Origin of the sequence: Streptomyces sp. NPDC020299 (assembly GCF_044387825.1) — a bacterium.
Lineage (GTDB): Bacteria > Actinomycetota > Actinomycetes > Streptomycetales > Streptomycetaceae > Streptomyces.
In genome coordinates this window covers 320,562-344,227 of sequence record NZ_JBIRWL010000009.1, presented here as the reverse complement: position 1 = coordinate 344,227, position 23,666 = coordinate 320,562, and the positions used below count along the sequence as shown (strand labels likewise).

At 71.3% G+C, this 23,666-nt stretch carries 24 protein-coding genes; 4 read left to right on the top strand and 20 right to left on the bottom strand.

Annotated elements, in window-relative coordinates; translation table 11 throughout:
• Window positions 1–105: 105 nt before the first annotated feature.
• From ACH45E_RS24485 to ACH45E_RS24415, 15 genes are all read right to left on the bottom strand, one after another.
• Window positions 106–849: a sirohydrochlorin chelatase gene (locus ACH45E_RS24485; protein WP_361451653.1), complete on the bottom strand. Its 744-nt coding sequence runs from the start codon at window positions 847–849 to the stop codon at window positions 106–108.
• A gap of 5 nt (window positions 850–854) precedes the next feature.
• Complete coding sequence (locus tag ACH45E_RS24480) at window positions 855–1,739, bottom strand: ABC transporter permease (RefSeq protein WP_361451656.1); 885 nt, start codon at window positions 1,737–1,739, stop codon at window positions 855–857.
• Window positions 1,726–2,505, bottom strand: a complete 780-nt coding sequence (locus ACH45E_RS24475; protein ID WP_361451659.1) for an ABC transporter ATP-binding protein — start codon at window positions 2,503–2,505, stop codon at window positions 1,726–1,728. Before ACH45E_RS24475 ends, ACH45E_RS24480 begins: the two co-directional genes overlap by 14 nt.
• 35 nt (window positions 2,506–2,540) lie before the next feature.
• Window positions 2,541–3,653 carry an aliphatic sulfonate ABC transporter substrate-binding protein gene (locus tag ACH45E_RS24470; protein ID WP_361451662.1) on the bottom strand — a complete coding sequence of 371 codons (1,113 nt, stop codon included), beginning with the start codon at window positions 3,651–3,653 and terminating at the stop codon, window positions 2,541–2,543.
• Window positions 3,654–3,885: 232 nt separating this feature from the next.
• The gene (locus ACH45E_RS24465; RefSeq protein ID WP_361451665.1) at window positions 3,886–5,220 is read right to left on the bottom strand and encodes a GTP-binding protein; all 1,335 of its coding nucleotides are present in this window, start codon (window positions 5,218–5,220) and stop codon (window positions 3,886–3,888) included.
• 2 nt (window positions 5,221–5,222) lie between these two features.
• Window positions 5,223–6,158 (bottom strand): sulfate adenylyltransferase subunit CysD, encoded by a 936-nt coding sequence (gene cysD, locus ACH45E_RS24460; protein WP_361451668.1) that lies wholly within the window; start codon window positions 6,156–6,158, stop codon window positions 5,223–5,225.
• The gene (gene cysC / locus ACH45E_RS24455; RefSeq protein ID WP_361451671.1) at window positions 6,155–6,691 is read right to left on the bottom strand and encodes an adenylyl-sulfate kinase; all 537 of its coding nucleotides are present in this window, start codon (window positions 6,689–6,691) and stop codon (window positions 6,155–6,157) included. The genes cysD and cysC overlap by 4 nt, the downstream gene beginning before the upstream one ends.
• Window positions 6,692–6,717: 26 nt before the next feature.
• Window positions 6,718–7,428 carry a phosphoadenylyl-sulfate reductase gene (locus ACH45E_RS24450; RefSeq protein WP_361451674.1) on the bottom strand — a complete coding sequence of 237 codons (711 nt, stop codon included), beginning with the start codon at window positions 7,426–7,428 and terminating at the stop codon, window positions 6,718–6,720.
• The gene (locus ACH45E_RS24445; protein ID WP_361451677.1) at window positions 7,425–7,607 is read right to left on the bottom strand and encodes a hypothetical protein; all 183 of its coding nucleotides are present in this window, start codon (window positions 7,605–7,607) and stop codon (window positions 7,425–7,427) included. The genes ACH45E_RS24450 and ACH45E_RS24445 overlap by 4 nt, the downstream gene beginning before the upstream one ends.
• The gene (locus ACH45E_RS24440) at window positions 7,604–9,304 is read right to left on the bottom strand and encodes a nitrite/sulfite reductase (RefSeq protein WP_361451680.1); all 1,701 of its coding nucleotides are present in this window, start codon (window positions 9,302–9,304) and stop codon (window positions 7,604–7,606) included. Before ACH45E_RS24440 ends, ACH45E_RS24445 begins: the two co-directional genes overlap by 4 nt.
• Window positions 9,305–9,442: 138 nt before the next feature.
• Complete coding sequence (locus ACH45E_RS24435; protein ID WP_361451897.1) at window positions 9,443–9,526, bottom strand: putative leader peptide; 84 nt, start codon at window positions 9,524–9,526, stop codon at window positions 9,443–9,445.
• 108 nt (window positions 9,527–9,634) lie between these two features.
• Entirely contained in the window at window positions 9,635–10,198 is a 564-nt protein-coding gene (locus ACH45E_RS24430) for a GNAT family N-acetyltransferase (protein WP_361451683.1), read from the bottom strand.
• A gap of 17 nt (window positions 10,199–10,215) precedes the next feature.
• Entirely contained in the window at window positions 10,216–11,565 is a 1,350-nt protein-coding gene (locus tag ACH45E_RS24425) for a hypothetical protein (RefSeq protein ID WP_361451686.1), read from the bottom strand.
• A gap of 185 nt (window positions 11,566–11,750) precedes the next feature.
• Entirely contained in the window at window positions 11,751–12,998 is a 1,248-nt protein-coding gene (locus ACH45E_RS24420; protein ID WP_399041464.1) for a GAF domain-containing protein, read from the bottom strand.
• 397 nt (window positions 12,999–13,395) lie between these two features.
• Complete coding sequence (locus ACH45E_RS24415) at window positions 13,396–15,033, bottom strand: acyl-CoA dehydrogenase family protein (protein WP_361451692.1); 1,638 nt, start codon at window positions 15,031–15,033, stop codon at window positions 13,396–13,398.
• A gap of 201 nt (window positions 15,034–15,234) precedes the next feature.
• Between ACH45E_RS24415 and ACH45E_RS24410 the strand changes: the two genes are divergently transcribed.
• Entirely contained in the window at window positions 15,235–16,419 is a 1,185-nt protein-coding gene (locus tag ACH45E_RS24410) for a YihY/virulence factor BrkB family protein (protein WP_361451695.1), read from the top strand.
• A gap of 93 nt (window positions 16,420–16,512) precedes the next feature.
• Window positions 16,513–17,199: a helix-turn-helix transcriptional regulator gene (locus tag ACH45E_RS24405; RefSeq protein WP_361451698.1), complete on the top strand. Its 687-nt coding sequence runs from the start codon at window positions 16,513–16,515 to the stop codon at window positions 17,197–17,199.
• Here ACH45E_RS24405 and ACH45E_RS24400 read toward each other — a convergent pair.
• Window positions 17,182–17,583, bottom strand: coding sequence for a VOC family protein (locus ACH45E_RS24400; protein ID WP_361451701.1), 402 nt, complete (start codon window positions 17,581–17,583; stop codon window positions 17,182–17,184). The two genes, ACH45E_RS24405 and ACH45E_RS24400, sit on opposite strands and share 18 nt — an antisense overlap.
• Window positions 17,584–17,814: 231 nt before the next feature.
• Here ACH45E_RS24400 and ACH45E_RS24395 point away from each other — a divergent pair, with 231 nt between their 5' ends.
• Together ACH45E_RS24395 and ACH45E_RS24390 are read left to right on the top strand one after the other, a co-directional pair.
• The gene (locus tag ACH45E_RS24395) at window positions 17,815–18,678 is read left to right on the top strand and encodes an isocitrate lyase/PEP mutase family protein (protein WP_361451704.1); all 864 of its coding nucleotides are present in this window, start codon (window positions 17,815–17,817) and stop codon (window positions 18,676–18,678) included.
• A gap of 17 nt (window positions 18,679–18,695) precedes the next feature.
• Window positions 18,696–18,932 (top strand): hypothetical protein, encoded by a 237-nt coding sequence (locus ACH45E_RS24390; protein ID WP_361451707.1) that lies wholly within the window; start codon window positions 18,696–18,698, stop codon window positions 18,930–18,932.
• Window positions 18,933–19,043: 111 nt separating this feature from the next.
• On the opposite strand, the gene ACH45E_RS24385 is transcribed toward ACH45E_RS24390, so the two are convergent.
• From ACH45E_RS24385 to ACH45E_RS24370, 4 genes are all read right to left on the bottom strand, one after another.
• Window positions 19,044–20,105 (bottom strand): substrate-binding domain-containing protein, encoded by a 1,062-nt coding sequence (locus ACH45E_RS24385; protein WP_361451710.1) that lies wholly within the window; start codon window positions 20,103–20,105, stop codon window positions 19,044–19,046.
• A 138-nt stretch (window positions 20,106–20,243) separates the two neighbouring features.
• Window positions 20,244–21,881 carry a family 43 glycosylhydrolase gene (locus ACH45E_RS24380; RefSeq protein WP_361451713.1) on the bottom strand — a complete coding sequence of 546 codons (1,638 nt, stop codon included), beginning with the start codon at window positions 21,879–21,881 and terminating at the stop codon, window positions 20,244–20,246.
• The gene (locus ACH45E_RS24375) at window positions 21,878–22,777 is read right to left on the bottom strand and encodes a carbohydrate ABC transporter permease (RefSeq protein ID WP_361451716.1); all 900 of its coding nucleotides are present in this window, start codon (window positions 22,775–22,777) and stop codon (window positions 21,878–21,880) included. The genes ACH45E_RS24380 and ACH45E_RS24375 overlap by 4 nt, the downstream gene beginning before the upstream one ends.
• Window positions 22,777–23,661, bottom strand: coding sequence for a sugar ABC transporter permease (locus ACH45E_RS24370; RefSeq protein WP_361451719.1), 885 nt, complete (start codon window positions 23,659–23,661; stop codon window positions 22,777–22,779). The genes ACH45E_RS24375 and ACH45E_RS24370 overlap by 1 nt, the downstream gene beginning before the upstream one ends.
• Window positions 23,662–23,666: the final 5 nt, after the last annotated feature.

Below are 23,666 nucleotides of genomic sequence, written 5' to 3'. Positions count from 1 at the left end.
TGGCCACAGCCGGAAACCGTGCCCCGGCCCGTGGTCCGCGGACCGGCGCCACAGGGGAGCGCCGGACCGCGGACATCCGCGCCCGCCACACCGGCTCGCCGGGCGCTACGCGCCCACAGCCGCCAGCGCCGGGTGCCGTGCCGCGTCGTAACGCTCCAGCAGCAACCGGGCCACCTCCGGCGCCGGACCGAGAACGTCGGCCAGCACATCCGCCTCCGCCGCGCCCCGCGCGATGCGGTCCGGGAGGAAGCCGGGGGCCAGGACGTACGGGGCGACCGCGACCTTCGCGCAGCCCAGCGCGCGCAACTCCCGTACGGCGTCCTCCGTACGCGGAAGGGATGCGGAGGCGAACGCAGGCCGCACGGCGCACCAACCGGTGTGCCGCCACTCCCGCGCGATTTCTGCGATCACCGCGATCGCCTCCGGGTCGGTGGATCCCGCCGAGGCCAGCACGACCCCGGTCGAGGACTTGTCGGCGGGCGTCAGCCCCGCCTCGTACAGCCGGCGTTCCAGCGCCGAGAGCAGCAGCGGGGACGGGCCCAGCACCTCCGCCTGCCGGATCCGCAGCCGCGGCGGCGCGTCCCGCAGGACCGCCGGGATGTCGGCCTTCGCGTGGAAGGCGCGGGTGAGCAGTAGCGGGAGGGCTACCACGTCACGAATGCCCTCCGCTGCCAGCGACTCCAGAACTCCCTGCACGGAAGGGACGTTGAAGTCCAGGAAGCCGGTCTCCACGCGCAGCCCCGGCCGCAGCGACCGTATGCGACGCACCAGGGCGTGCACCGTCGCGGCGTGCCGCGGGTCGCGGCTGCCGTGGGCGATCACGAGGAGGACCGGCTTCGAGTGGCGCATGGGGCTCAGTTCTTCACCAGCAGGCCGCGGCTGCGCAGCACCCACCGCTCCAGCGGGCTGAAGATCAGCAGGTCGATGGCGATGCCGACGAACAGGATGAGCAGGATGGCCTCGAACACCATGGCCATGTCGCTGTTGGTCCGGGCGTTCTCCAGCAGCTGGCCGAGGCCCACGCCGAGGTCGGGGAAGTTCGCGATGATCTCCGCGGCCATCAGCGAGCGCCACGAGAACGCCCAGCCCTGCTTCATGCCCGCCACGTACCCGGGCAGCGCCGCCGGCAGGGTGACGTGCCAGACGCCCTTCAGACCCGTCGCGCCCATCGTGCGGCCCGCGCGCAGGAAGAGCGGTGGCACCTGGTCGACGCCGGACACCAGGCCGTTCGCGATCGAGGGGACCGCGCCCAGCAGGATCACCGCGTACATCATCGAGTTGTTCAGGCCCAGCCAGATCACCGCAGGCGGCACCCACGCCACCGACGGCAGCGACTGGAGGCCGGACAGGATCGGGCCGATGGCCGCGCGCACGAACTTCACCCGCGCCACCACCAGCCCCAGCGGGGTGCCGATCAGCAGCGCGAAGAAGAAGCCCAGCAGACCGCGGGAGACGCTGGTCCAGATGTAGCCGAGCAGGTCGCCCTTGAGCCAGTCGTTCTTGAAGGCCTGCGCCACCGCCGACGGCGCGGGCAGCTTGCTGGGGTTGTCGACGATCTTCAGGGATATCAGGCCCTGCCAGACCACCAGGACCACGGCGATCGCGATGATCGGGGGCAGGATCTTGTCGACGAAGGTCTTCCGGAACGGCGGGCGTCCGGCGGCGGTCGTCTCGAGGGCGTCCAGGCCCGCCTCGACGCTCCCGGAGTCCTTGACCGGTGTCGTCTCAGTGCTGGCCATGACGGCGGATCTCCCCACGCAGTACATCGGTGATCTCAAGGGACAGTTCGGCCACGGGTGCGTCCTCGATGCGGCGCGGCTGCGGGATGTCGACCGTCCACTCGCGCGCGATGCGGCCCGGACGGGAGGACAGCAGGATCACGCGCTGCGCGAGCCGTACCGCCTCGCGCACGTTGTGCGTGACGAACAGCACCGACACGCCCGTCTCCGCCCAGATCCGGGTCAGCTCGTCGTGCAGCAGGTCGCGGGTGATGGCGTCCAGGGCCGCGAACGGCTCGTCCATCAGCAGCAGGTTGCTCTCCTGCGCCAGCGCGCGGGCCAGTGCCACGCGCTGCCGCATACCGCCCGACAGTTCGTGGACACGCTTGCCGTACGCGCCCTTCAGCCGGACCAGTTCGAGCAGTTCCTCGGCCTTGCCGCGCCGCTCGGGCTTGGGAACCCCCCTGAGCTTCAGGGCGAGTTCGATGTTCTTGCCCGCGGTCAGCCACGGGAAGAGGGCGTGCTCCTGGAACATCAGGGCCGGGCGGCCGTCCGTGGTGATGTCACCGGTGGTAGGCCGGTCCAGGCCCGCCACCAGGTTCAGCAGTGTGGACTTTCCGCAGCCCGACGCCCCCAGGAGGGTGACGAACTCGCCGGGCGCGACATCGATGCTGATGTCGTCCAGGACGAGCTGCTGCCCACCCGGCGTCGCGAAGGACTTCGATACGTGGTCGAGGCGAGCCGCGTACTCGACGGACTCCGCGGCCTTGGCAAGGGTCGTGGCCATGTTCGTCACCTCCTGGGAATCATCGGGGACTTGAGTCAGCTGGTGCCGAGACCGGCGGCGTCGACGGCGCTCTCACCCTCGCCCTTGAGGACCTTGTTGAGGAGCGTGAGGTCGTAGATGCCCTTCAGGTTCGGCTTGTCCAGCAGCCCGGCCTTGACCGCGTGCTCCGCCTCGGTGTTCAGGGTGGAGGCCAGCGGGTCGTTGGTGAACTGGATCGACTTCCACGCCGGGTCCAGGACGTTCGCCGGGAGCGCCTTGCCCGAGTCGGACTCCAGTTGCTTGTTCGCGGCGGCCTTCGCCTGGTCCGGGTTGGCGTTGATCCACTTGTTGGCCGAGACCGAGGCCTTCAGCACGGCCTCGACGGCCTTCGGGTGCTGCTTGAGGAAGGACTGCCGCACGATGATGTTCGTGATCACGAACTTCTTGTCGGGCCACAGCGAGGACTCGTCGAGGATCGTCTTGCCGCCCTCGGCGACCAGCTTGGACGCGGTCGGCTCCGGCACCCAGGCGCCGTCGACGGACCCGGCCTTGAAGGCGTCCGGGGTCACCTTGTTGTCGCTGCGGACGACCGTGACGTCACCCTTGCCGCTCTGCGCGTCGACCTTCCAGCCCTGGTCGGCGATCCAGTTGAGGAACGCCACGTCCTGCGTGTTGCCGAGCTGGGGCGTCGCTATCTTCTTGCCCTTGACGTCCTTCAGAGACTTGATCTTCTTCGGGTTCACGACCAGCTTCACGCCGCCGGACGCCGAACCGCCGATGATCTTCAGGCTCTTGCCGTTGGACTTGGTGTAGCCGTTGATCGCCGGGGAGGGGCCGATCCAGCCGATGTCGATGGAGCCGGAGTTGAGCGCCTCGATCTCGGACGGGCCGGCGTTGAAGGTCGCGTACGAGGCCTTGGTGGCGCCGAGCTCCTTCTGGAAGATGCCCTGCTCACGGCCGACCAGCGCGGTCGCGTGGGTCAGGTTGCCGAAGTAGCCGATCTTGACGGAGTCGAGGCCGTCGATCTTCTTGGCGCCGGCGGCGACCTTCTGGTTGGCGGCGTTGTCCTCGGACTTGGAGCCGTAGCCGCAGGCTGCGAGGGTGAGCAGGGGGAGTGCGGCGACCACGGCGATGCCGCGGCGAAGAAGCGTTGAGCGGTTGACAGGCACGGGAGGCTTTCCTCTCGGAGGCCCGGCGGTCACGGTCTCTCAGGTCGTGGCCGGGAGGTCGGCAGGTCTTCGTCGCTTCCGGGACGTCGGGTGGGGGGACGGGGCGCGCAAGCGGTGCGCGTACGTCAGCGCACACATCGCGCCACTCCGCCCTGCCCGCTCCCGAGAGCGCCGCTGCCGATGCGGCCGCCCTCCTTCGCGAACGTCGAGTAGACGTCGGTCGTCGTCATGTTCAGAAGTCCCAGCCGTCGTCGTCGGACTCGTCCTTGACCGGCTCGGGGGACGCGAACGACTCGCCCACCATGCCCGCGGTGAGCGTGGTGCCGTCGTTGGGGTCGATCAGGATGAAGGAGCCGGTGCGGCGCGAGTCGGAGTAGGAGTCGACCGGCAGCGGCTCGGCGGTGCGGATCTTCACCCGGCCGATGTCGTTGGCGACGAGGTGCCCCGGGTGCGGGTGCAGGGACAGGTCGGCGAGCGTGAGCCGGGACGGGATGTCCTTGACGATCGCCTTGACCGTGCGGGTGCCGTGCTTGAGCAGCACCCGGTGGCCGACGGTCAGCGGGGCGTCGGCGACGTGGCAGACCGTGGCCTCGATGTCCTGGGTGGTCGCCGGGGCGTCCTTGGTCGGCACGAGCAGGTCGCCGCGCGAGATGTCGATGTCGTCCTCCAGGAGGATCGTCACCGACTGGGTGGTCCAGGCGACGTCGACCGGCTCGCCCAGCAGGTCGATGCCGGAGATCTTCGACGTACGGCCGGACGGCAGCACCGTCACCGCCTCGCCGACGCGGAACGAACCGGCGGCGATCTGGCCCGCGTAGCCCCGGTAGTCCGGGTGGTCGGCCGTCTGCGGCCGGATCACGTACTGCACGGGCAGCCGCGCGTGGCAGTGGCTCAGGTCGTGGCTGACCGGGACCGTCTCCAGGTGCTCCAGGAAGGTCGGCCCGCCGTACCAGTCCATGTTCGCGGACGGGTCCACCACGTTGTCGCCGGCCAGCGCCGAGATCGGGATCGCGGTGATCTCCGGGACGCCCAGTTCGAGCGCGTACGCCGTGAACTCCTCGGCGATCGCGGCGAACACGGACTCCTGGTAGTCGACGAGGTCCATCTTGTTGACGGCGAGGACCACGTGCGGGACGCGCAGGAGGGCGGCGATCGCGGCATGGCGGCGGGTCTGCTCGACGACGCCGTTGCGGGCGTCGACGAGGATCACCGTCAGTTCGGCGGTGGAGGCGCCGGTGACCATGTTGCGGGTGTACTGCACATGGCCGGGGGTGTCGGCGAGGATGAAGCGGCGCTTGGGCGTGGCGAAGTAGCGGTAGGCCACGTCGATGGTGATGCCCTGCTCGCGCTCGGCGCGCAGCCCGTCGGTGAGGAGGGCGAGGTCGGGTGCGTCCTTGCCGCGGCTGCGGGAGGCGTGCTCGACGGCCTCCAGCTGGTCGGTGAGGACCGACTTGGAGTCGTGCAGCAGGCGGCCGACGAGGGTGGACTTGCCGTCGTCGACGGAGCCCGCGGTGGCGAACCGCAGCAGGGTGGTGGCCGAGAGTGCCTCGGTCGTCGTCGTGCTCATGCTTAGAAGTACCCCTCGCGCTTGCGGTCTTCCATCGCGGCCTCGGACATCTTGTCGTCGGCGCGGGTGGCGCCGCGCTCGGTCAGCCGGGACGCGGCGATCTCGGCGATGACGGCGTCCAGCGTCGTGGCGTCGGAGTCCACGGCACCCGTGCAGGACATGTCACCGACGGTGCGGTAGCGGACCAGCCGCTTCTCGACGGTCTCGCCGTCCTTGGGGCCGCCCCACTCGCCGCCGGTCAGCCACATGCCACCCCGCTGGAACACCTCGCGCTCGTGCGCGAAGTAGATCTCGGGCAGCTCGATGCCCTCGCGGGCGATGTACTGCCAGACGTCGAGTTCGGTCCAGTTGCTGAGCGGGAAGACACGGACGTGCTCGCCGGGGGCGTGCCGGCCGTTGTAGAGGTTCCACAGCTCGGGCCGCTGCCGGCGCGGGTCCCACTGGGAGAACTCGTCGCGCAGCGAGAACACCCGTTCCTTCGCCCGGGCCTTCTCCTCGTCCCGGCGCCCGCCGCCGAAGACGGCGTCGAACCGCTCGCTCTGGATCTTCTCCGTCAGCGGCACCGTCTGCAGCGGGTTGCGGGTGCCGTCGGGGCGCTCCTTGAGCGCACCGCGGTCGATGTACTCCTGTACGGAGGCCACATGGAGGCGCAGCCCGTGCTTCTCGACCGTGCGGTCGCGGTACTCCAGTACCTCGGGGAAGTTGTGGCCGGTGTCCACGTGCAGCAGCGAGAACGGCACGCGGGCCGGTGCGAACGCCTTCAGCGCGAGGTGCAGCATGAGGATGGAGTCCTTGCCGCCGGAGAAGAGGATCACCGGCTTCTCGAACTCGCCCGCCACCTCGCGGAAGATGTGCACCGCCTCGGACTCCAGCGCGTCCAGGTGGCTGAGGGCGTACGGGCTGTCGATGCCCCCCTCGGCCTTCACCGTGGTCGTCATGCCAGTCCCCTTTCGCTGAGCAGGGCGTACACGGAGGCCGCGGACTCCGGCACGCTCTGGTGCTGCGACTCGATGCGCAGGTCGGGCGACTCGGGCTCCTCGTAGGGGTCGTCGACGCCCGTGAGTCCCGTCAGCTCGCCCGCGGCCTGCTTGGCGTACAGCCCCTTCACATCGCGTACCGAGCACACCTCGACCGGGGTCGCCACGTGCACCTCCAGGTACGCCGTGCCGTTCTCCTGGTGCCGCTTGCGTACCGCGTCCCGGCTGTCGGCGTACGGCGCGATGACCGGTACCAGAGCCTTGACGCCGTTGCGGGCCAGCAGTTCGGCGACGAAGCCGATGCGCTGCACGTTGGTGTGCCGGTCCTCGCGGCTGAAGCCGAGGCCCGCCGAGATGAACTCGCGGATCTCGTCGCCGTCGAGCACCTCGACGAGGTGGCCCTCCTCGCGCAGCCGGCCCGCCAGTTCATGGGCGATGGTGGTCTTGCCGGCACTCGGCAGGCCCGTGAGCCAGACGGTGGCTCCGGTCGTCACGTGGTTCTCCAATGTCTGTGTCATGGTCAGCCGTGCAGCCCGCACTCGGTCTTGTTGCGGCCCGCCCAGCGGCCCGCGCGCGCGTCCTCGCCCTCGAGCACCCGGCGGGTGCAGGGGGCGCAGCCGATGGAGGGGTAGCCGTCCATCAGCAGCGGGTTGGTCAGTACGCCGTGTTCGGCGACGTAGGCCTCCACGTCGTCCTGCGTCCAGCGGGCGATGGGGGAGACCTTCACCTTCTGGCGCTTGTCGTCCCAGCCGATGACCGGGGTGTTCGCCCGGGTCGGGGACTCGTCGCGGCGCAGGCCGGTGGCCCAGGCCCGGTAGCCCTTGAGGCCCTCCTCCAGGGGCTGGACCTTGCGGAGCTTGCAGCACAGGTCGGGGTCGCGGTCGTGCAGCCTGGGTCCGTACTCGGCGTCCTGCTCGGCGACCGTCTGCTTCGGGGTGAGGGTGATGACGTTGACGTCCATCACGGCCTCGACCGCGTCGCGGGTGCCGATGGTCTCCGGGAAGTGGTAGCCGGTGTCGAGGAACACGACGTCCACGCCCTTGTGGACACGGGACGCCAGATGGGCGACCACCGCGTCCTCCATGGAGGACGTGACGCAGAAGCCCTTGCCGAAGGTGTCCACCGCCCACTGGAGGATCTCCAGCGCGGAGGCGTCCTCCAGGTCACGGCCGGCCTGCTCGGCGAGTGCCTTCAGTTCGTCGGTGGAACGTTCTTCCTGAGCCGTCGTCATGTCCGGTCATCCCCTCCGTTGTCGGCTCGCTGAAGCCCCCGGGCCAGCAGCCCGAGGAACTTCAGCTGGAATGCGCGGTTGCATGCCGCGCATTCCCAGGCGCCGTGACCCTGCTCGCTGGGACGCAGGTCCTCGTCGCCGCAGTAGGGGCAGTAGAAGGGGGCGGCCCGCTCGCTCATGAGAGGGCCTCCTCGCTGGCACGGGCCGCCCAGACGGCGAACCGCTCGCCGTCCTCGCGCTCGGCCTGGAAGCGCCCCAGGACGCGCTCGATGTAGTCGGGGAGCTCCTCCGCGGTGATCTTCAGACCGCGCACCTTGCGGCCGAAGCCGGGCTCGAGGCCCAGCGCGCCGCCGAGGTGCACCTGGTAACCCTCGACCTGGTTGCCGGCCTCGTCCAGGACCAGCTGGCCCTTGAGACCGATGTCCGCCGTCTGGATACGGGCGCAGGCGTTGGGGCAGCCGTTGAGGTTGATGGTGATCGGCTCGTCGAAGTCCGGGATCCGGCGCTCGAGTTCGTCGATCAGCTGCGAACCGCGCTGCTTGGTCTCGACGATGGCGAGCTTGCAGAACTCGATACCGGTGCAGGCCATGGTGCCGCGCCGGAACGGGGACGGCTTGGCGCTGAGGTCCAGCGCCTCCAGGCCCTCGACCAGCGAGTCGACCTGGTCCTCCGCGACGTCGAGGACGATCATCTTCTGCTCGACGGTGGTGCGCACCCGGCCCGAGCCATGGGCCTCGGCGAGATCGGCGATCTTCGTGAGCGTGGCGCCGTCGACGCGTCCCACGCGCGGGGCGAAACCGACGTAGAACCGGCCGTCCTTCTGCCGGTGCACGCCGATGTGGTCGCGCCACTGCTGCACGGGCTGCTCGGGAGCGGGCCCGTCGACCAGCTTGCGCCCGCCCAGGTACTCGTCCTGAAGCACCTGCCGGAACTTCTCCGGGCCCCAGTCGGCGACGAGGAACTTCAGGCGGGCCCGGTTGCGCAGCCGGCGGTAGCCGTAGTCACGGAAGATCGACACGACGCCCTCGTAGACGTCCGGGACCTCGTCGATCGGCACCCAGGCACCGAGCCGCACACCGAGCTTGGGGTTGGTGGACAGACCGCCGCCGACCCACACGTCGAAGCCGGGGCCGTGCTCGGGGTGGCGCACACCGACGAAGGCGACGTCGTTGATCTCGTGCACCACGTCCAGCACCGGCGACCCGGAGATGGCCGTCTTGAACTTCCGCGGGAGGTTCGAATACGCCTTGTTGTTCAGGACCCGGCGCTTCATCTCCTCCAGCGCGGGGGTGCCGTCGATGATCTCGTCCTCGGCGATGCCCGCCACCGGGGAGCCGATCATCACACGGGGGGTGTCGCCGCAGGCGGTGACCGTCGACAGGCCCACGCCCTCCAGGCGGTCCCAGATCGCGGGCACGTCCTCGATCCGGATCCAGTGGTACTGGACGTTCTGCCGGTCGGTGATGTCCGCGGTGCCGCGCGCGAACTCCTGCGAGATCTCGCCGATGACCCGCAGCTGCCGGGTGGTCAGCGCCCCGCCGTCGATGCGGACGCGCAGCATGAAGTACTCGTCGTCCAGCTCCTCCGGCTCCAGGATCGCGGTCTTGCCGCCGTCGATCCCGGGCTTGCGCTGGGTGTACAGCCCCCACCAGCGCATACGCCCACGCAGGTCGCTGGGGTCGATCGAGTCGAAGCCCCGCTTGGAGTAGATCGTCTCAATGCGTGTCCGCACATTGAGACCGTCATCGTCCTTCTTGACCTGTTCGTTGCCGTTGAGCGGGGTGAAGTGACCCACGGCCCACTGACCCTCACCGCGGTGACGGCTCACCTTGCGGCGGGGCGCGGAGGCGGCAGGGTTCTGAGGGGTGGCGGCCATGGTGGTTTACGTCCTTCGGGACAGGCGGAAAGCGGCTCTGACCTGCGCGTATGGGCGCGTACGGGTGCATACGGGCATACGTGCGCGTCGTTGCGCAGGGGGAGAGGGAAGTCAGGACTGTCGGCGTCGCTGGAGCGGTCAGCTCGCCCGACAGATGGCGCTGGACATGCGGCCGAGGTCGACGTGCCGCCGACTCACCAAGGCAATCCCAGTTCCAGACATGACGGAAGCGTGTCATGCGGATCTCCGGGCAGTCCACCGTGATCCGCATATTGGACACGCATGTCTCGAATGGTGGACGCTGTGATCTGTGTCATGTGCAAGAGGGCGCTACGCCCCCGGCCAGGGCCCCGGCGCCGGTACCTCCCGCTCCTCCTCCACCTTGGTGTCGAAGAGCCGGAAGCCGCGCCTCAGGTAGTTGTCCATGGCGAACTCGCCGTCCTTGCTGCATGTGTGCAGCCACACCCGCTTCGTCGGCGCCCGGCCGGTCCACCGGTCGGCGAGGTCCCACGCCCGTGCCGTGCCCTGGGCCAGCAGATGACCGCCGATGCGCCGGCCGCGGAAGGCGGGGATCAGCCCGAAGTAGGCGATCTCCACGACCCCCTCGTCCTGCGGCTCCAGCTCCACGTACCCGGCCGGGGTGCCCCGGTCGTAGGCGACCCACGTCTCCACGCCGGGCCGGTCCAGGAACTCCCGCCACCGGTCGTAGCTCCAGGTCAGCCGGTCGGTCCAGCGGATGTCGCCGCCGACCGAGGCGTACAGGAAGCGGCTGAACTCGGGGGAGGGGACCTCGGAGCGGACGATCCGTACACCGTCGGCGGGGGCGGCGGCCGGGAGGAGGTCGGCCGGGGACGTCTGCTCCAGGGACCAGGTGGTGACCATGACGCTGCTCATGGAGGTCAGAAAATCATCTATCCCAGGGACCTGTCGATGGAGGCCAGCGGCAGGGAGAACAGCATGCGGTCCGTGACCGACCACACCTCGCCCGTCGCCTGCGCGTAGGACAGGGACCCGGCGTCCTCGGCCCAGCAGTGGTGCGTGTCGTCCGAGCCGCAGTGCGCTGCCTTCGCGCCGTCGGTGTCCTGGCGCCAGAGCGTGCCGTGGCCGTCCAGGTCCCCGGGCGGGTGCCCGACGTACCAGGTGGACCGCGCCGAGCCGGCCTGACGGTACGACAGCACGCCCCGGATGCCGGCCGCCCCCGTCCGGTACGCCTCGACCGCGTCCACCCGGCCCAGCGGGTCCGCGGCGAGCAGGCCGCCGCGGGCCGGCTCCACGCTGAAGGCGTACCGCCACAGGCGGGCGTCCCGGTCGGCGCCGGCGGGGGTCTGTTCGCTGACGACCAGGCTGTCGGGTGCCGAACCCCGGTCCAGGGAGAGACTGCCCGGGCACGGGGTGCCGCTCTGAGCGGCGGAGCAGTGTCCGGCCGGGAAGCGGTAGGAGCCCACCGCCGGCATCACGAAGTCGTAGCCGTCCGCCGACCAGCCCTCGGGCACCCGGCCGACCGCGGGGCCGTCGACGGTGGTGCGCTGGATGCGGTTCACGTCGTAGACGTAGAGCGCCTCGGCCGCGCCCGTGCCGGCGGTGACGAGCAGCTTGTCCTGGTACCAGACCATGCCGGAGACGGGTGAGGTCAGGCCCCGGTAGTCGCGGCCCGCGTCGTCCGGGACGACCAGCAGCACCCAGCGGTAGACCGGGTGGCGGGGGTCGTCGGCGTCGACGAAGGCGACCCGGGCCAGGCCCCGCTCGGTGGCCGGCCCGGCCGTCGTGCTGTGCGTCCAGCCCGCGAGGACCACGCGGTGGGCACCCCATGTGCCGTCGTCGTCCGCGTCCGCGGACGTGGTCACCGAGGCCGGCCGCCAGTCGGTGCCGGCGGTGCCCGTGGTGTCTGCCGGGTCCCAGCAGTACGCCGCCGTGGCCGCCGGGGTGACGGGCAGCGACTTGCGCTCCTCGGAGGTGCAGTCGGCGGCCTCGCGCAGGGTGCGGTCGGCGCTCTCGAGGACCGCGCCGACACCGACCGGGCGGCCCATGTCCTTGGCGAGCCGGTCGAGCGAACGGGCCGGCGTCATGCGCTCCTGGAGCCGCAGTACGCCGGTCCTGGCGGAGGAGGCCAGCGGCTTCAGGGCACCCGGGTCATCGGCGACCGTCGCCTGCGAGGCGCTGATCAGGGTGGCCGCCGCGGTGAGCGCGAGGGCGGTCCCGGCCAGGACCGCGCGCAGCGCCGCGCCCCGTCTGCGTCGACGGTGTCTGCCGCGTTGCTTCATGTGTCCTCCCGAGGCGGGCCAACTGCGCCTGATGGTCCTTGCGTTGACCGAGGAGCAGGTGGGGAGGCCCGTAGCTGGATGCTACGGCAGTCGAGGGCGGCTCAGGTCGAAGACCTCGCAAATATGCGGAAGATGCACCCCCCGATGCGTCGAATATGCCAAATGGGGGTGCAGTTTGCCGCTTTTCAGGCCGTGGGTGACGATGTCCGGCCTGTGATCACGGCCGGCGCCGTCGAGTGGGGCAGCAGCTCGTGCGGGTCCTCGGGCAGGAGCACCTCGACCTCCGCCTCATCGCAGAAACGATACGGCCGGTGTTGCAGGAACGCCCCCAGGTACCGCCGCACCCGCGACATCTCGGCCCGCACCGTCACCGTGCGGGACGGATCGCCGAACATGTCCGCGGCCAGGTCCGCGGCGCTGCGGCCGGTGCGCCGCAGTGCCAGCAGGTACAGCAGCTCGGCATGCCGGGGACTCAGTTCCCGCGACCAGGAGCCCGCCTGCCCCAAGACCGTCACCGTCCAGCGGCGCGGCTGGGTGAGGTCCAGCACGATCCGGGCGGCGCCCGGCGCCGGCTGGTCGGACGCGCGCACCAGCCAGCCCCCGGCCAGCGGCTCCACCGAGCACAGGCCGAGCACGGGCAGCCACCGGCGGCCCGCCGACAGCGCCGTGGGCAGCCCCACGCGCGGGCTGTACGGCAGCCCGGTCACCGCGGCCGTCCACCCGTCCCGGTCCACCACGACCGCCCGCCCGCCGACCCGGGCCAGCACCGGCGCCGCCTCGGCCCGCAGCCGCTCCAGCGAGGTCAGATGCAGCTCCCTCAGGCGGGCCTCGGCGAGCTTGGCCACCGAGTCCACCCAGGCCAGCGTCGCGGGGTGCATCGTCTCCAGCGGGCCGCTGATGTCCACCACACCCAGCAGTCGGCCGTCCCGGGGGTCGGTGACCGGGGCGCCGGTGCAGGTCCAGGAGGTGTGCGCACGGACGAAGTGCTCCCCGGCGAAGACCTGGACGGGCCGGCGCACCACCGCCGAGGTGCCCACGCCGTTGGTGCCGACGACGTCCTCCCGCCAGTCGGCGCCCACCTCCAGGCCCAGCCCGTCGGCCTTGCGCAGCACGGCCGCACTGCCCTCGCGCCACAGCACCCGCCCGTCGGCGTCGGCGACCACCATGATGTGCCGGGCGACGTCCGCGACCGACAACAGCCCCTGCCGCAGCACCGGCAGGACCTGCCCGAGCGGCGACTCCTCGCGCCTGCGCCGCACTTCCTCGGGGGACAGCAGCCCGCCCTGGGAACCGCGGTCGGGATCGACGCCGCCGCGCAGCATGCGCCCCCAGGACTGCTCGATCACCGGGCGGGGCGCGAGGGGGGTGCGCCGGCCCGCGAGCGCCGCCGCGCGCACCTCGCTGAGCACCCGGGCCGCCCGCGACACGTCCATGGCGGCGAGCCGCGCCACGTCCAGCGGCGAGTCGGCCACGGAGTCCTCCCGGGGGCGGGTACGGAGACTGGCGCGGAGCCAGATACGCGGACAGGTACGGGAACCGCTGCGCGAGCAAGCGGTTGTCAAGCGGTCCGGACGGCGGTTTCCGGTCCGGCCGTGCGTCCCATGGTGCCCGTTGAGGGCGCCCCGAGGACACACAGTCCGCGCATAGAGAACGGCAAGTTGCAACCCCTTGCAACCCTGGTGAACGGCCCGGCGGTGGCCGAAACTTGAGCAGCGTCGCCCAGGCGGCGCCGTGGCCTGTAACGGGCCGTGGGCGGGGGTGGTGCCGTGTCGGCGCAGCACCACCCCCGCATCAGGGACCGCCGCGACGGCTTCCGGCCGCCCGACGCCCTCAGGACACCGGGCGCGCCCGCTCCACCACGGAGGCGAGATTCAGTCCGTACGGCAGGGTGCCGAGGGCTGAGCCCCAGTCGCCGCCCAGCCGGGAGGCGCAGAACGCGTCGGCGACCTCGGGTGGCGCGAACCGCACCAGCAGCGACCCCTGGAGGACCAGCGCCAGCCGCTCCACGAGCCGCCGGGCGCGCCCCTCCACGCCCTCCAGCTCGCCGAGTTCGGACAGCAGGTTCTTCACCGCCGCGTCCAGCCGGTGGTCGGCGCCGCGCGCCCGGCCGACCTCGATCAGATAGGCGTCGAGCGTGCCCTGCTCGCGTTGCAGCGCCCGCAGCACGTCCAGTGCCTGCACATTGCCCGCGCCCTCCCAGATGGAGTTGAGCGGCGACTCGCGCACCAGCCGCGGCATGCCCCACTCCTCGACGTAGCCGTTGCCGCCCAGGCACTCCGCGGCCTCCACCACCACCGGCGTACACCGCTTGGTCACCCAGTACTTGGCGGCGGGCACCGCCAGCCGCAGCAGCGCCCGCTCCCGCTCGCCGCCGTCGTCGTAGGCCGCCGCGAGCCGCATCGCCAGCGCGGTGGCCGCCTCGGACTCCAGCGCCAGGTCCGCGAGGACGTTGCGCATCAGCGGCTTGTCGATCAGCTTGCCGCCGAAGGCCTCCCGGTGGGCGCAGTGGTGCACGGCCTGCGCCACCGCCTGCCGCATCAGCCCCGCCGAGCCCAGCACGCAGTCCAGCCGGGTCGCGGCGACCATCTCGATGATGGTCCGCACCCCGCGCCCCTCCTCGCCGACCCGGCGCGCCCAGGTCCCGTCGAACTCGACCTCGCTGGAGGCGTTCGACCGGTTGCCCAGCTTGTCCTTGAGCCGCTGGATGAGGAAGACGTTGCGGGTGCCGTCCTCGAGGACCCGGGGCACCAGGAAGCAGGTCAGCCCGCCCGGGGCCTGCGCCAGTACGAGGAAGCCGTCTGACATCGGCGCCGAGCAGAACCACTTGTGCCCGGTCAGCGTGTACGCGCCGGCCTCGGCCAGCGGAGTCGCCGTGGTGGTGTTCGCCCGTACGTCGCTGCCGCCCTGCTTCTCGGTCATGCCCATCCCGAAGACCGCCCCGGCCTTGAGGCGGGCGGGCCTGAGCTCACGGTCGTAGACCGTGGAGGTCAGCCGGGGCTCCCACTCGGCGGCGAGTTCCGGGTCGGTGCGCAGCGCGGGCACCGCGGCGTGGGTCATGGACAGCGGGCAGCCGTTGCCCGCCTCGACCTGGGACCAGATCAGGAAGCCGGCCGCCCGCCGCACGTGCCCGGCGGGGCGCACCCAGGCGGTGGTCAGCCCCGCCGAGACGCCCTTGCCGAGCAGCCGGTGCCAGGCCGGGTGGAACTCGACCTCGTCGATGCGGTGGCCGTAGCGGTCGTGGGTGTGCAGTCTGGGCGGGTTCTCGTTGGCCAGCACCCCCCATTCCTGCACCTGCGCCGAGCCCGAGGTCTTGCCGAGCCCGGACAGCTCGTCGCGTACGTCGTCGATCAGGCCGGGGTCGGTGTGCCGCTCGACCGCCTCGGCCAGGGCCCGGTCCGCGCTGAAAAGGTCGTACTCGACCAGCGGCGGCGGCTGGTTCGTCACGGAGTGCGTGCTGGTGCCTGCCATGTCAGCGAACCTACCCGGGGCGACGGCGGTGATGGCCCCAGAGTGACACAGGCCGGGCCGCGGGGCGCCAGCGGCCGGGGGCCTCCAGAGCCGTCGCCCCGAGCCGCTGTCCGAGCCGCCGTCCGTACCGCTGCCCGCACAGCCGTCCGCACCGCCGCCCGCGAGATGAGTCGGGTCGGCCCCGGCGGATACCTTTAGGTCGTGCAGCCAGCAAGTGAACCCCCCGAGCGGCCCGGCGGCCGGCTCCACCGGGCCAGAGCCCTCTACCGGAACGTCTCCAAGCGCAGGACCGCGTGGCTGCTGCTGAAGGACACCGTCAACTCGTGCATGGAGTACCGCATCCTGGGTCTGGCGGCCGAGGCGGCGTTCTTCACGCTGCTGTCCGTGCCGCCGCTGCTGCTGAGCCTGATCGGGCTGCTCGGCTACGTCGACGCCTGGACCGGCGCCGACACCATCCAGTCCCTGGAGAACAACCTCCTGGAGGCATCCCGGACCGTCCTGTCCGACAAGGGCGTCAAGGAGATCGCCGAGCCCATCCTGCACGATGTGATGAAGGGCGGCCGCCCGGACGTCATCTCCATCGGCTTCGTGTTCGCCCTGTGGTCGGGCTCCCGCGCGGTGAACGTCTTCATCGACACGATCACCGTGATGTACGGCCTGGACGGGGTCCGGGGCATCGTGCGGACCCGGATCATGGCCTTCCTGCTGTTCATCGTGGCGCTGCTGATCGGCTCGGTGGCGCTGCCGCTGATGGTGGCGGGGCCGGACGCGGTGGTGCGGATCGTGCCGTGGTCGGAGACGCTGGTGCAGGTCCTGTACTGGCCGGTGGTGATCATTCTGTCGATCGCCTTCCTCACCACGCTCTACCACGTGTCCGTGCCCGTCCGTTCGCCGTGGATCGAGGACGTGCCCGGCGCCCTGGTCGCGCTGGCCATGTGGGTCCTGGGCAGCTTCCTGCTGCGCATCTACCTCACCCACACCATCGAGGGCGCCACGATCTACGGCTCGCTCGCCGCGGCCGTCGCGGTCCTGTTGTGGATCGGTGTGTCCGCGTTCGCCGTGCTGGTCGGGGCCGCCGTGAACGCGGCCATCGACCGGGTCTGGCCGGCGGCTGCCACGTCCGCCGCCCGTGCCGCCCAGGAGCGGCTGCGCGAGGTCCAGGTCGCCGAGTACGTCGCCCGTGCCGCCGCGGCCCGCGAGGCGGACCCTGATGATCCCGACGACCCCGACATGCCCTCCGAGTTCCCCGAACGCTGGTCCCGCTTCCTGCCCCCGGAGGACGTGACGGCACGCCTGCGTGGCCATGTGAAGAGCCAGCACAACGTGAAGGGCCGGCACAACGCGCACCACAAGGCGGGGGGCGACGCGGAACGCCCGCAGGAGTGAACGGGGCAGGCGTCCCCGGGATCAGGGGGGGTCCCGGCGATCCGGGCGTGACGCGCGGATCCCGTGGGGCGCCGTCGGCGTAGCCTGGCGGGCGTGTACCAGGAGCGGGTGTCCCGGCTGAGCGGCGCGGTGGTGTGGCGCCGCACCCTGGAGGATCCCGCGGTGCGGCCGGTGCTGCCCGACGGCTGCATGGACCTGCTGTGGAGCGAGGGACGCCTGCTGGTCGCGGGGCCCGACACGCGCGCGTACGTCCCCGGCGGCCCGGCCCGCCGCTGGGCGGGCGTCCGCTTCCGCCCCGGCACCGCGCCCGGCTTCCTCGGCGTACCGGCCCGTGAACTGCTCGACCGTCGCGTGGAACTGGCCGATCTGTGGCCCGCCGCCGAGGTACGGCGCCTGCGCGCCCGCGTCGAGGCGGCGCCGGAACCCGCGACGGCCCTGGAGGACATCGCGCTGGAGCGGGCGGCCGCGGCGGGCCCGCCGGACCCGCTGCTCGGGCTGCTCGTCGCGGCGCTGGACGCGGGCCGCCCGGTCGCCGCCACGGCCGACGGACTCGGTCTCGGCGCACGCCAGTTGCACCGCCGCTGCCTGAGCGCCTTCGGCTACGGTCCCAAGACGCTGGCCCGGGTGCTGCGGCTGCAGCGGGCGCTCGCGCTCGCCCGCACCGGGGTGCCGTTCGCCGAGACCGCGGTCCGGGCCGGATACGCCGACCAGCCGCACCTGGCCCGGGAGGTGCGCGAACTGGCGGGGGCGACGCTCGGGGAGCTACTGGGCCGTCGGTAGCGGCGCGAACAGGTCGACGCCGTTGCCGTCCGGGTCGTGCACGGTCGCGTACCGCTGCCCCCAGAAGGCGTCCCACGGTTTGAGCTCCCCGTGGTACCCGGCGCCCACCAGGTCCTCGTACACGGCGTCGACGTCGGCGGGCGTCCCGCACCGGAAGGCGAGCGAGACGCGGCCCCCGCCGGCCGGCGGCCGCCAGCCGGGGTGGAAGGAGCGGACGGTGTCCTCGGTGTCCAGGGCGAGGGTCAGCCCGCCGGGCAGCTCGGCCTCGACGTGGGGCTGGTCCTCGGCGCCGTCGGGGAAGACGAGCCCGAGCCGGCGGTAGAAGGCGAGCGAGGCGGCCAGGTCGGAGGCCACCACGCCGATCACTGCGCATCGTGGAGTCATGCGATCACGGTAGGAAGGGCCCGGCCGGCCGGTCTTGAACGAATCGGACATGCCCAGGACCGGTCGCGTGACGTTTCTGCGGTGAACCGGATGCTCCATCGGAGTGAGTAAAGGTCTCCTACAGTTCATCCCACGTGAATATCTAGAGAAGCTCTTGTCTTGGTAAAGGGCTGTCGCGACGCGGCGCCGCTCTCGGCGGCCGCGCCACCCACCCACATGAGGAGCCGGACCTTGACTCACGGGAAGAAGCTGCGCGAGCGGATCGCCGGGCCGGGGACCACCCCACTGATCGGCGTCTATGACATGTACTCAGCGTCGATCGCGGCCAAGCACTACGACGGGATGTTCGTCTCGGGCTTCGGCTTCGCGGCCTCGTACTACGGGCTGCCGGACATCGGGTTCATCGCCTGGCCGGACATGGTCGCGTTCGTCCAGCGGCTGCGGGGCGCGTTCCCGCACCACCATCTGCTGGTCGACATCGACGACGGCTACGTGGATCCGGAGGTCGCCTGTCACGTCGTCGAGGGCCTGGAGCGGATCGGCGCCTCGGGTGTGATCCTCGAGGACCAGAAGCGGCCCCGCCGCTGCGGGCACGCCGACGGCAAGCAGGTGCTGCCGCTGGACGAGTACCTGGAGAAGCTCCAGAAGGTCCTCGCCACCCGCAAGGACCTGGTGGTGGTCGCCCGCACGGACGCGACCGACGAGCACGACATCCTGCACCGGGCCGAGCGGCTGGCCGCCACCGACGCCGACGTCATCCTGGTCGACGGGGTGCGCAGCGTGGCGTGGATCCGCAGGATCCGCGAGGTCGTCGGCGACAAGCCGCTGCTGTTCAACCAGATCGCCGGCGGCAAGTCCCCGCGCCTGTCGCTGAGCGAGCTGTCCGACCTCGGCGTGGACGTCGCGATCTACAGCACCCCCTGCCTGTTCGCCGCGCACGAGGCGATGGACTCCGCGCTGGGCGGCCTGAAGGCGGCCGACGGACGGCTGCCCGAGGTGGATGCCACCAGCGGGATCGGCGTCAAGGCCGCCACCCGTCTCCTGGAGCGGAACATCGCGGGCAACCGGCCCGCCCCCGAGGGCGTGGGCGTGTGAGCCGTGCCGTTCCCAGGATGCGTACGGCGACGGTGCTCGCGGCGGCGGTTCTCGGGGCCGCCGCCGGGCCCGCCGCCGCGAACGGCGGCAGCCTGGTCACCGTCATCGACAACTCGCGGGCGGACTCCATCGTCGAGGTCGACCGCACCAACAACATCTCGACCGGCAGCGGCACCGCCGGCAGTGATCACGACGGCAGCGCCGTCGACCTGATGCAGGCCCTCACCGGCGCCCCGCACCAGGACGACGACTGACCGCGACTGACCGCGTCGCGAGGTACGAGGCGGCCGGGCACCCCGTGCGGGAGGCGCCCGGCCACCTCCGACGCCGCCCGGCGCTCGGGGAACGACCCTGGCCGAACGAGGTCACGAGCGTGCTCCCGGACGGGCGGGCGGCGGGGCCGTGCTCGCCCGCCGTACCAGCCGGGTGGACAGCTCGGTGCGCGTTCCCTCCGGGCGCTCGCCGTGCATCATCCGCACCAGCAGCCTCAGGGCCGTCGCCGCCACCTCCGACAGCGGCTGGCGGACCGTGGTCAGCGGCGGGGTGATCCAGCGGGCCTCGGGAAGGTCGTCGAAACCGACCACGCTGATCTCGTCCGGCACCCGCACTCCTCGCTCGCCGAGCGCCGCGTACACCCCGAGCGCCATCCGGTCCGAGCAGACGAACAGGGCCGTCGGCGGCTCGGGCAGATCCAGCAGCTCATGCGTGTGCAGACGCGCGGAGGCCTCGTCGAAGCCCGTGTGGCGGATGTACTCGGCGCGCTGCCGCACCCCCGCCGCCGCCAGCGCCGAGCGGTAGCCGGCCACCCGGGCGCTGCTGCACATCCGGCGCCGGTGTCCCGCGATCACGGCGACGCGCTCGTGGCCCAGCCCCAGCAGGTGCTCGGTCGCCGACACCCCGCCCTGCCAGTTCTGCGCTCCCACCGAGACCACGCCCGGCGGGGGTTCGTGCACCGGGTCGATCATCACGTACGGAATACGGTGCTGGTCGAGCCAGGCGTACTGCGAAGGGGACAGCTCGGCCAGGTTGAACAGCACCCCGGAGGAGCCGCGCGCGGTGAGCTTGTCCAGCCAGCCCCGCTCCGGCCGCCCGCCCCGGGTCCGGCTCAGCCCGGCGGAGACCACCACCTCCAGGCCCGCCTCGTGCGCCGCCTCCTCCACGCCGTGCAGCACCGCGCCCGAGCAGGAGCTGTCCAGCGAGTGCACCACGAGGTCGACCAGGCCGGGCGTCTTGCCCTGGTCGAAGCGGGGTCTGCGGACGTAACCCAGCCGGTCCAGCGCCTCGGTGACCCGGCGGCGGGTCTCCGGCGCCACGTCCTCGCGCCCGTTGACCACCTTGGACGCGGTCGGCACCGACACCCCCGCCTCGCGCGCCACGACAGCCAGTGTCGGACCGGCCGTCACGCTCGTGCTCCCCGTACGGACCATCGTCAACCCGCCTTCCCAGCCCGCCCGAGGGCCTCCGAAAGTTGCGACCACCGCTGCTTCCGGATCCCGGGCATCCGACCGGGCAGAAAGCGCTTCCTACGATAGGTGCGCGTCAACACGGCGGGAAGACATGGGAATTCACGGGATCACAGCGCGTGGAACTTTCGAAACCTCGAACAGCGGGACCGGTCGGTCGGGCGTACACATGAGCCGGAACCCGGTGAAATCCGCGGTGAAGGACGCGTCCACCAGATCCACGGCGTGGATCGCGGCCGTGACACCGGTGAAACGCAGCCGGGAGCCGTGGTCGTCGGACAGCCGGCCGAAGTCCAGCGCCGGACCGACCGGCACACGGACCCGGCCGTCACCGGCGGCGACATACCAGAACCGGGCTTCGGCACCGTCCACCGTCACCCCGACAGTCTGCGGCGCATCCACCCCCACCTCCACCACGGCCACCTGCCGCGTCTCGTCCTCGTCCCGCACGACCAGGCTGAGCACGGTCCGCCCCGCGCCCCGCCACTGCTGCCCGCGCTGCGCCTCGCCCTCGGGTTCCGCCCAGGTCAGGTCCAGGGCGAAGTAGGCCGCGGTGCTGTACCAGAGCAGCAGTCCGGCAGCCTGGGTGAAACTGGACGGCCTCGCCTCGACGGTGACCTCTGCCTCCGCGCGGTGCTCGGTGATCCGCCGGGCGAGCAGACTGTGCTCCCACAGCGATTCCGGCCCGTGCCGCCCGCGCAGCCGGATCCAGCCGGGACGGGACGCGGTGTCCAGCCACGCGGGGTCGGCGGGGGCGCGCAGGGTGAGCCAGGGGAACTCCGCCCCACCCCGCTCACCGTCGCCGGAAACCTCCGGCACGGCCACCTCCACCGCGGGCCCCCACCCGCCGTGCCGCAACCGCGGCCACCCGTCCTCGTCCCAGGTCACCGCCTGGATCGCGGTCTCCCTGCCGAGCGGGCAGCGCGGACCCTCCGGTGTGCTGAGCGGACGTGCCGTCAGATGGCTCAGGAACCACTCCCCTTCCGGCGTCTCGACCAGCTCGGCGTGCCCCGCCTTCTGCAACGGGTGCGCCGGTTCGTCCCGCGCCGTCAGCAGCGGCCGGTCGTCGAGCTCGTACGGGCCGGTGAGCGCGCGGGCGCGAGCCACCCGCACCCCGTGCTCGAACCCGGTGCCGCCCTCCGCGAGGACCAGCACGTACCAGCCCTCCCGTTTCAGCAGCTTGGGCCCCTCGATCAGCCGGTCGTGCTGCAGCAGCAAGTGCGTGCCGCCGACGGGGGAGAGGCCGTCGCGGTCCAGCTCCGTCGCCACGATCCCGGCGAAACGCCGCCCGCCCGGGCGGTGGTCGTTCTGGAGGTTCAGCAGCCAGAGCCGGCCCGCCTCGTGGTAGAGGGCGGGATCGAAGCCGTGGCCCGGCAGCCGGCGCGGAGTGGTCCACTCGCCGCCGATGTCCGTGGCGGTACTGACGTACGTGTCCAGGTCGAAGTACGCCGTACCGACCGAGCGCACCACCGAGTACACCACCCAGAACCGCTCGCCGTCCCAGCTCAGCGAGGGCGCCCAGATCCCACCGGAGTCCGGGACCCCGGCCAGCGAGCCGCCCGGGGCCGCGCCCCGCACATGGCCCGCGTACTCCCAGTGCGCCAGGTCCCGGGAGCGGTACAACGGAATCGTCGGGAACCACTCGAACGAACTGGTCGCCAGGTAGTACCAGTCACCCACCCTGACCAGCGAGGGATCCGGGGCGAAACCGCGGATCACCGGATTGCGCAGTACCGTCACTTCAGCGCCCCCAGGGTGACCCCGGTACGCCAGTAGCGGCGCATCGCGACCATCATGACCGCCATCGGCACGATCGACAGCAGGGCGCCGGTGAGCACCAGGCTCGTCAGGTCGACGCCGGACTCCAGGCGCTTTCCGCTCCAGTTGTACAGGCCCAGGTTGAGCGTCCAGTCGCGCTCGCCGCGCAGCACGGTCAGGGGCAGGAAGAAGGCGTTCCAGGTGTTGACGAAGGCGAGCAGGAAGACCGTCGCGCCACCCGTGGTCATCATCCGCAGCACGATCTGGAAGAAGATCCGCAGCTCGCCCGCCCCGTCGATACGGGCCGCCTCCAGCAGTTCGAAGGGGACCGTGGCCTCGGTGTACACCTTGGCCAGATACACGCTGAACGGGTTGACCAGACAGGGCACCAGCATCGCCCACGGCGTGTCCACCAGGCCGATCTTCGAGAACAGCAGATACAGCGGCAGGGTCAGCAGCGCGATCGGGACCAGGAACGACCCGACCACGCACGCGAACACCACCCCCCGGCCCGGGAAGTCGAACCGGGCCAGCCCGTAACCGGTGGCCAGCGCGATCAGCGTGCCACCGAGGGAGCCCACACCGGCGTACAGGAACGAGTTGGCCGTCCAGCGCAGGAAGATGCCGTCCTCGTAGGTGAACAGCTGGTGCAGGTTGTCCCACAGGTGCATGCCGGAGAACCACAGGCCGTTGCTCTGGTACAGCCCCGTACGGTCCTTGGTGGCGGCGACGATCAGCCACCACACCGGGAACAGGCTGTAGGCGGAGGCCAGCACCAGCCCCACCAGCAGGAAACGCTGCCCGCCGCGCGAGCGCGCGGCCGGGTCGGGCACGGCGAGCCGGCGGACCGTACGGGGACGGTCCTCGGTCATCAGCATCAGTCGGCCTCCCTCGAAGTCAGCCGGTAGAAGAGGAAGGAGGCGACACCGAGGATCAGCGCGAGCAGTACCGAAAGAGCCGCCGCGTAGTGGTAGTTGCCCGCGTTGAACGCCTGGTTGTAGATGACCATGATCGGCGCGAAGCTGTCACCGACCGTCTGCGGCGTGACGTTCCTGAACAGCGCCGGCTCGTTGAAGATCTGCAGCATCTGGATGATCGACAGCATGCCGGTCAGCACCAACGCGCCGCGCACGTACGGCACTTTGATGCTCAGCGCGATCCGCGGCTCGGATGCGCCGTCCAGCCGGGCCGCCTCGAACAGCTCACGCGGCACGCCCTGCAGCGCCGAGTAGATGATCACCATGTTGTAGCCGATGCCGTGCCAGGTCAGCAGATTGCCGATGGACGGCCAGACCATCGACGGCGCGAAGAAGTTCCAGGACAGCCCGAACACCCTGCCCAGCGGGGTCAGCGGGCCCACGTCCGGGCTGTAGAGGTTGATCCACACGATGGCCGCGACCACCCCCGGGATCATGTACGGGACCAGCAGCAGGAGCCGGAACCGGCCCGCCACCCGCGAGGACAGCGCGTCCAGGAACAGCGCCAGCACCAGGCTGACCAGCAGCATCACCGGGATCTGCACACAGGCGAACACCACCACCCGCAGCACGGAGTCCAGGAACGCCGAATCGGTCAGCCCCTGCCGGTAGTTGGCGAGGCCCGAGAACTTCTGGGTGGCACCGCCGAGCCCGAGCCCCGACTGCTGCTCACGGAAGAGCGACTGGTACACCGCGTACCCGATCGGGATCAGGTACAGGAAGACGAAACCGAGCTGGAAGGGCACCGTGAACGCGGCGCCCTTCCAGCGCTGGGAGCGGACCATCGAAC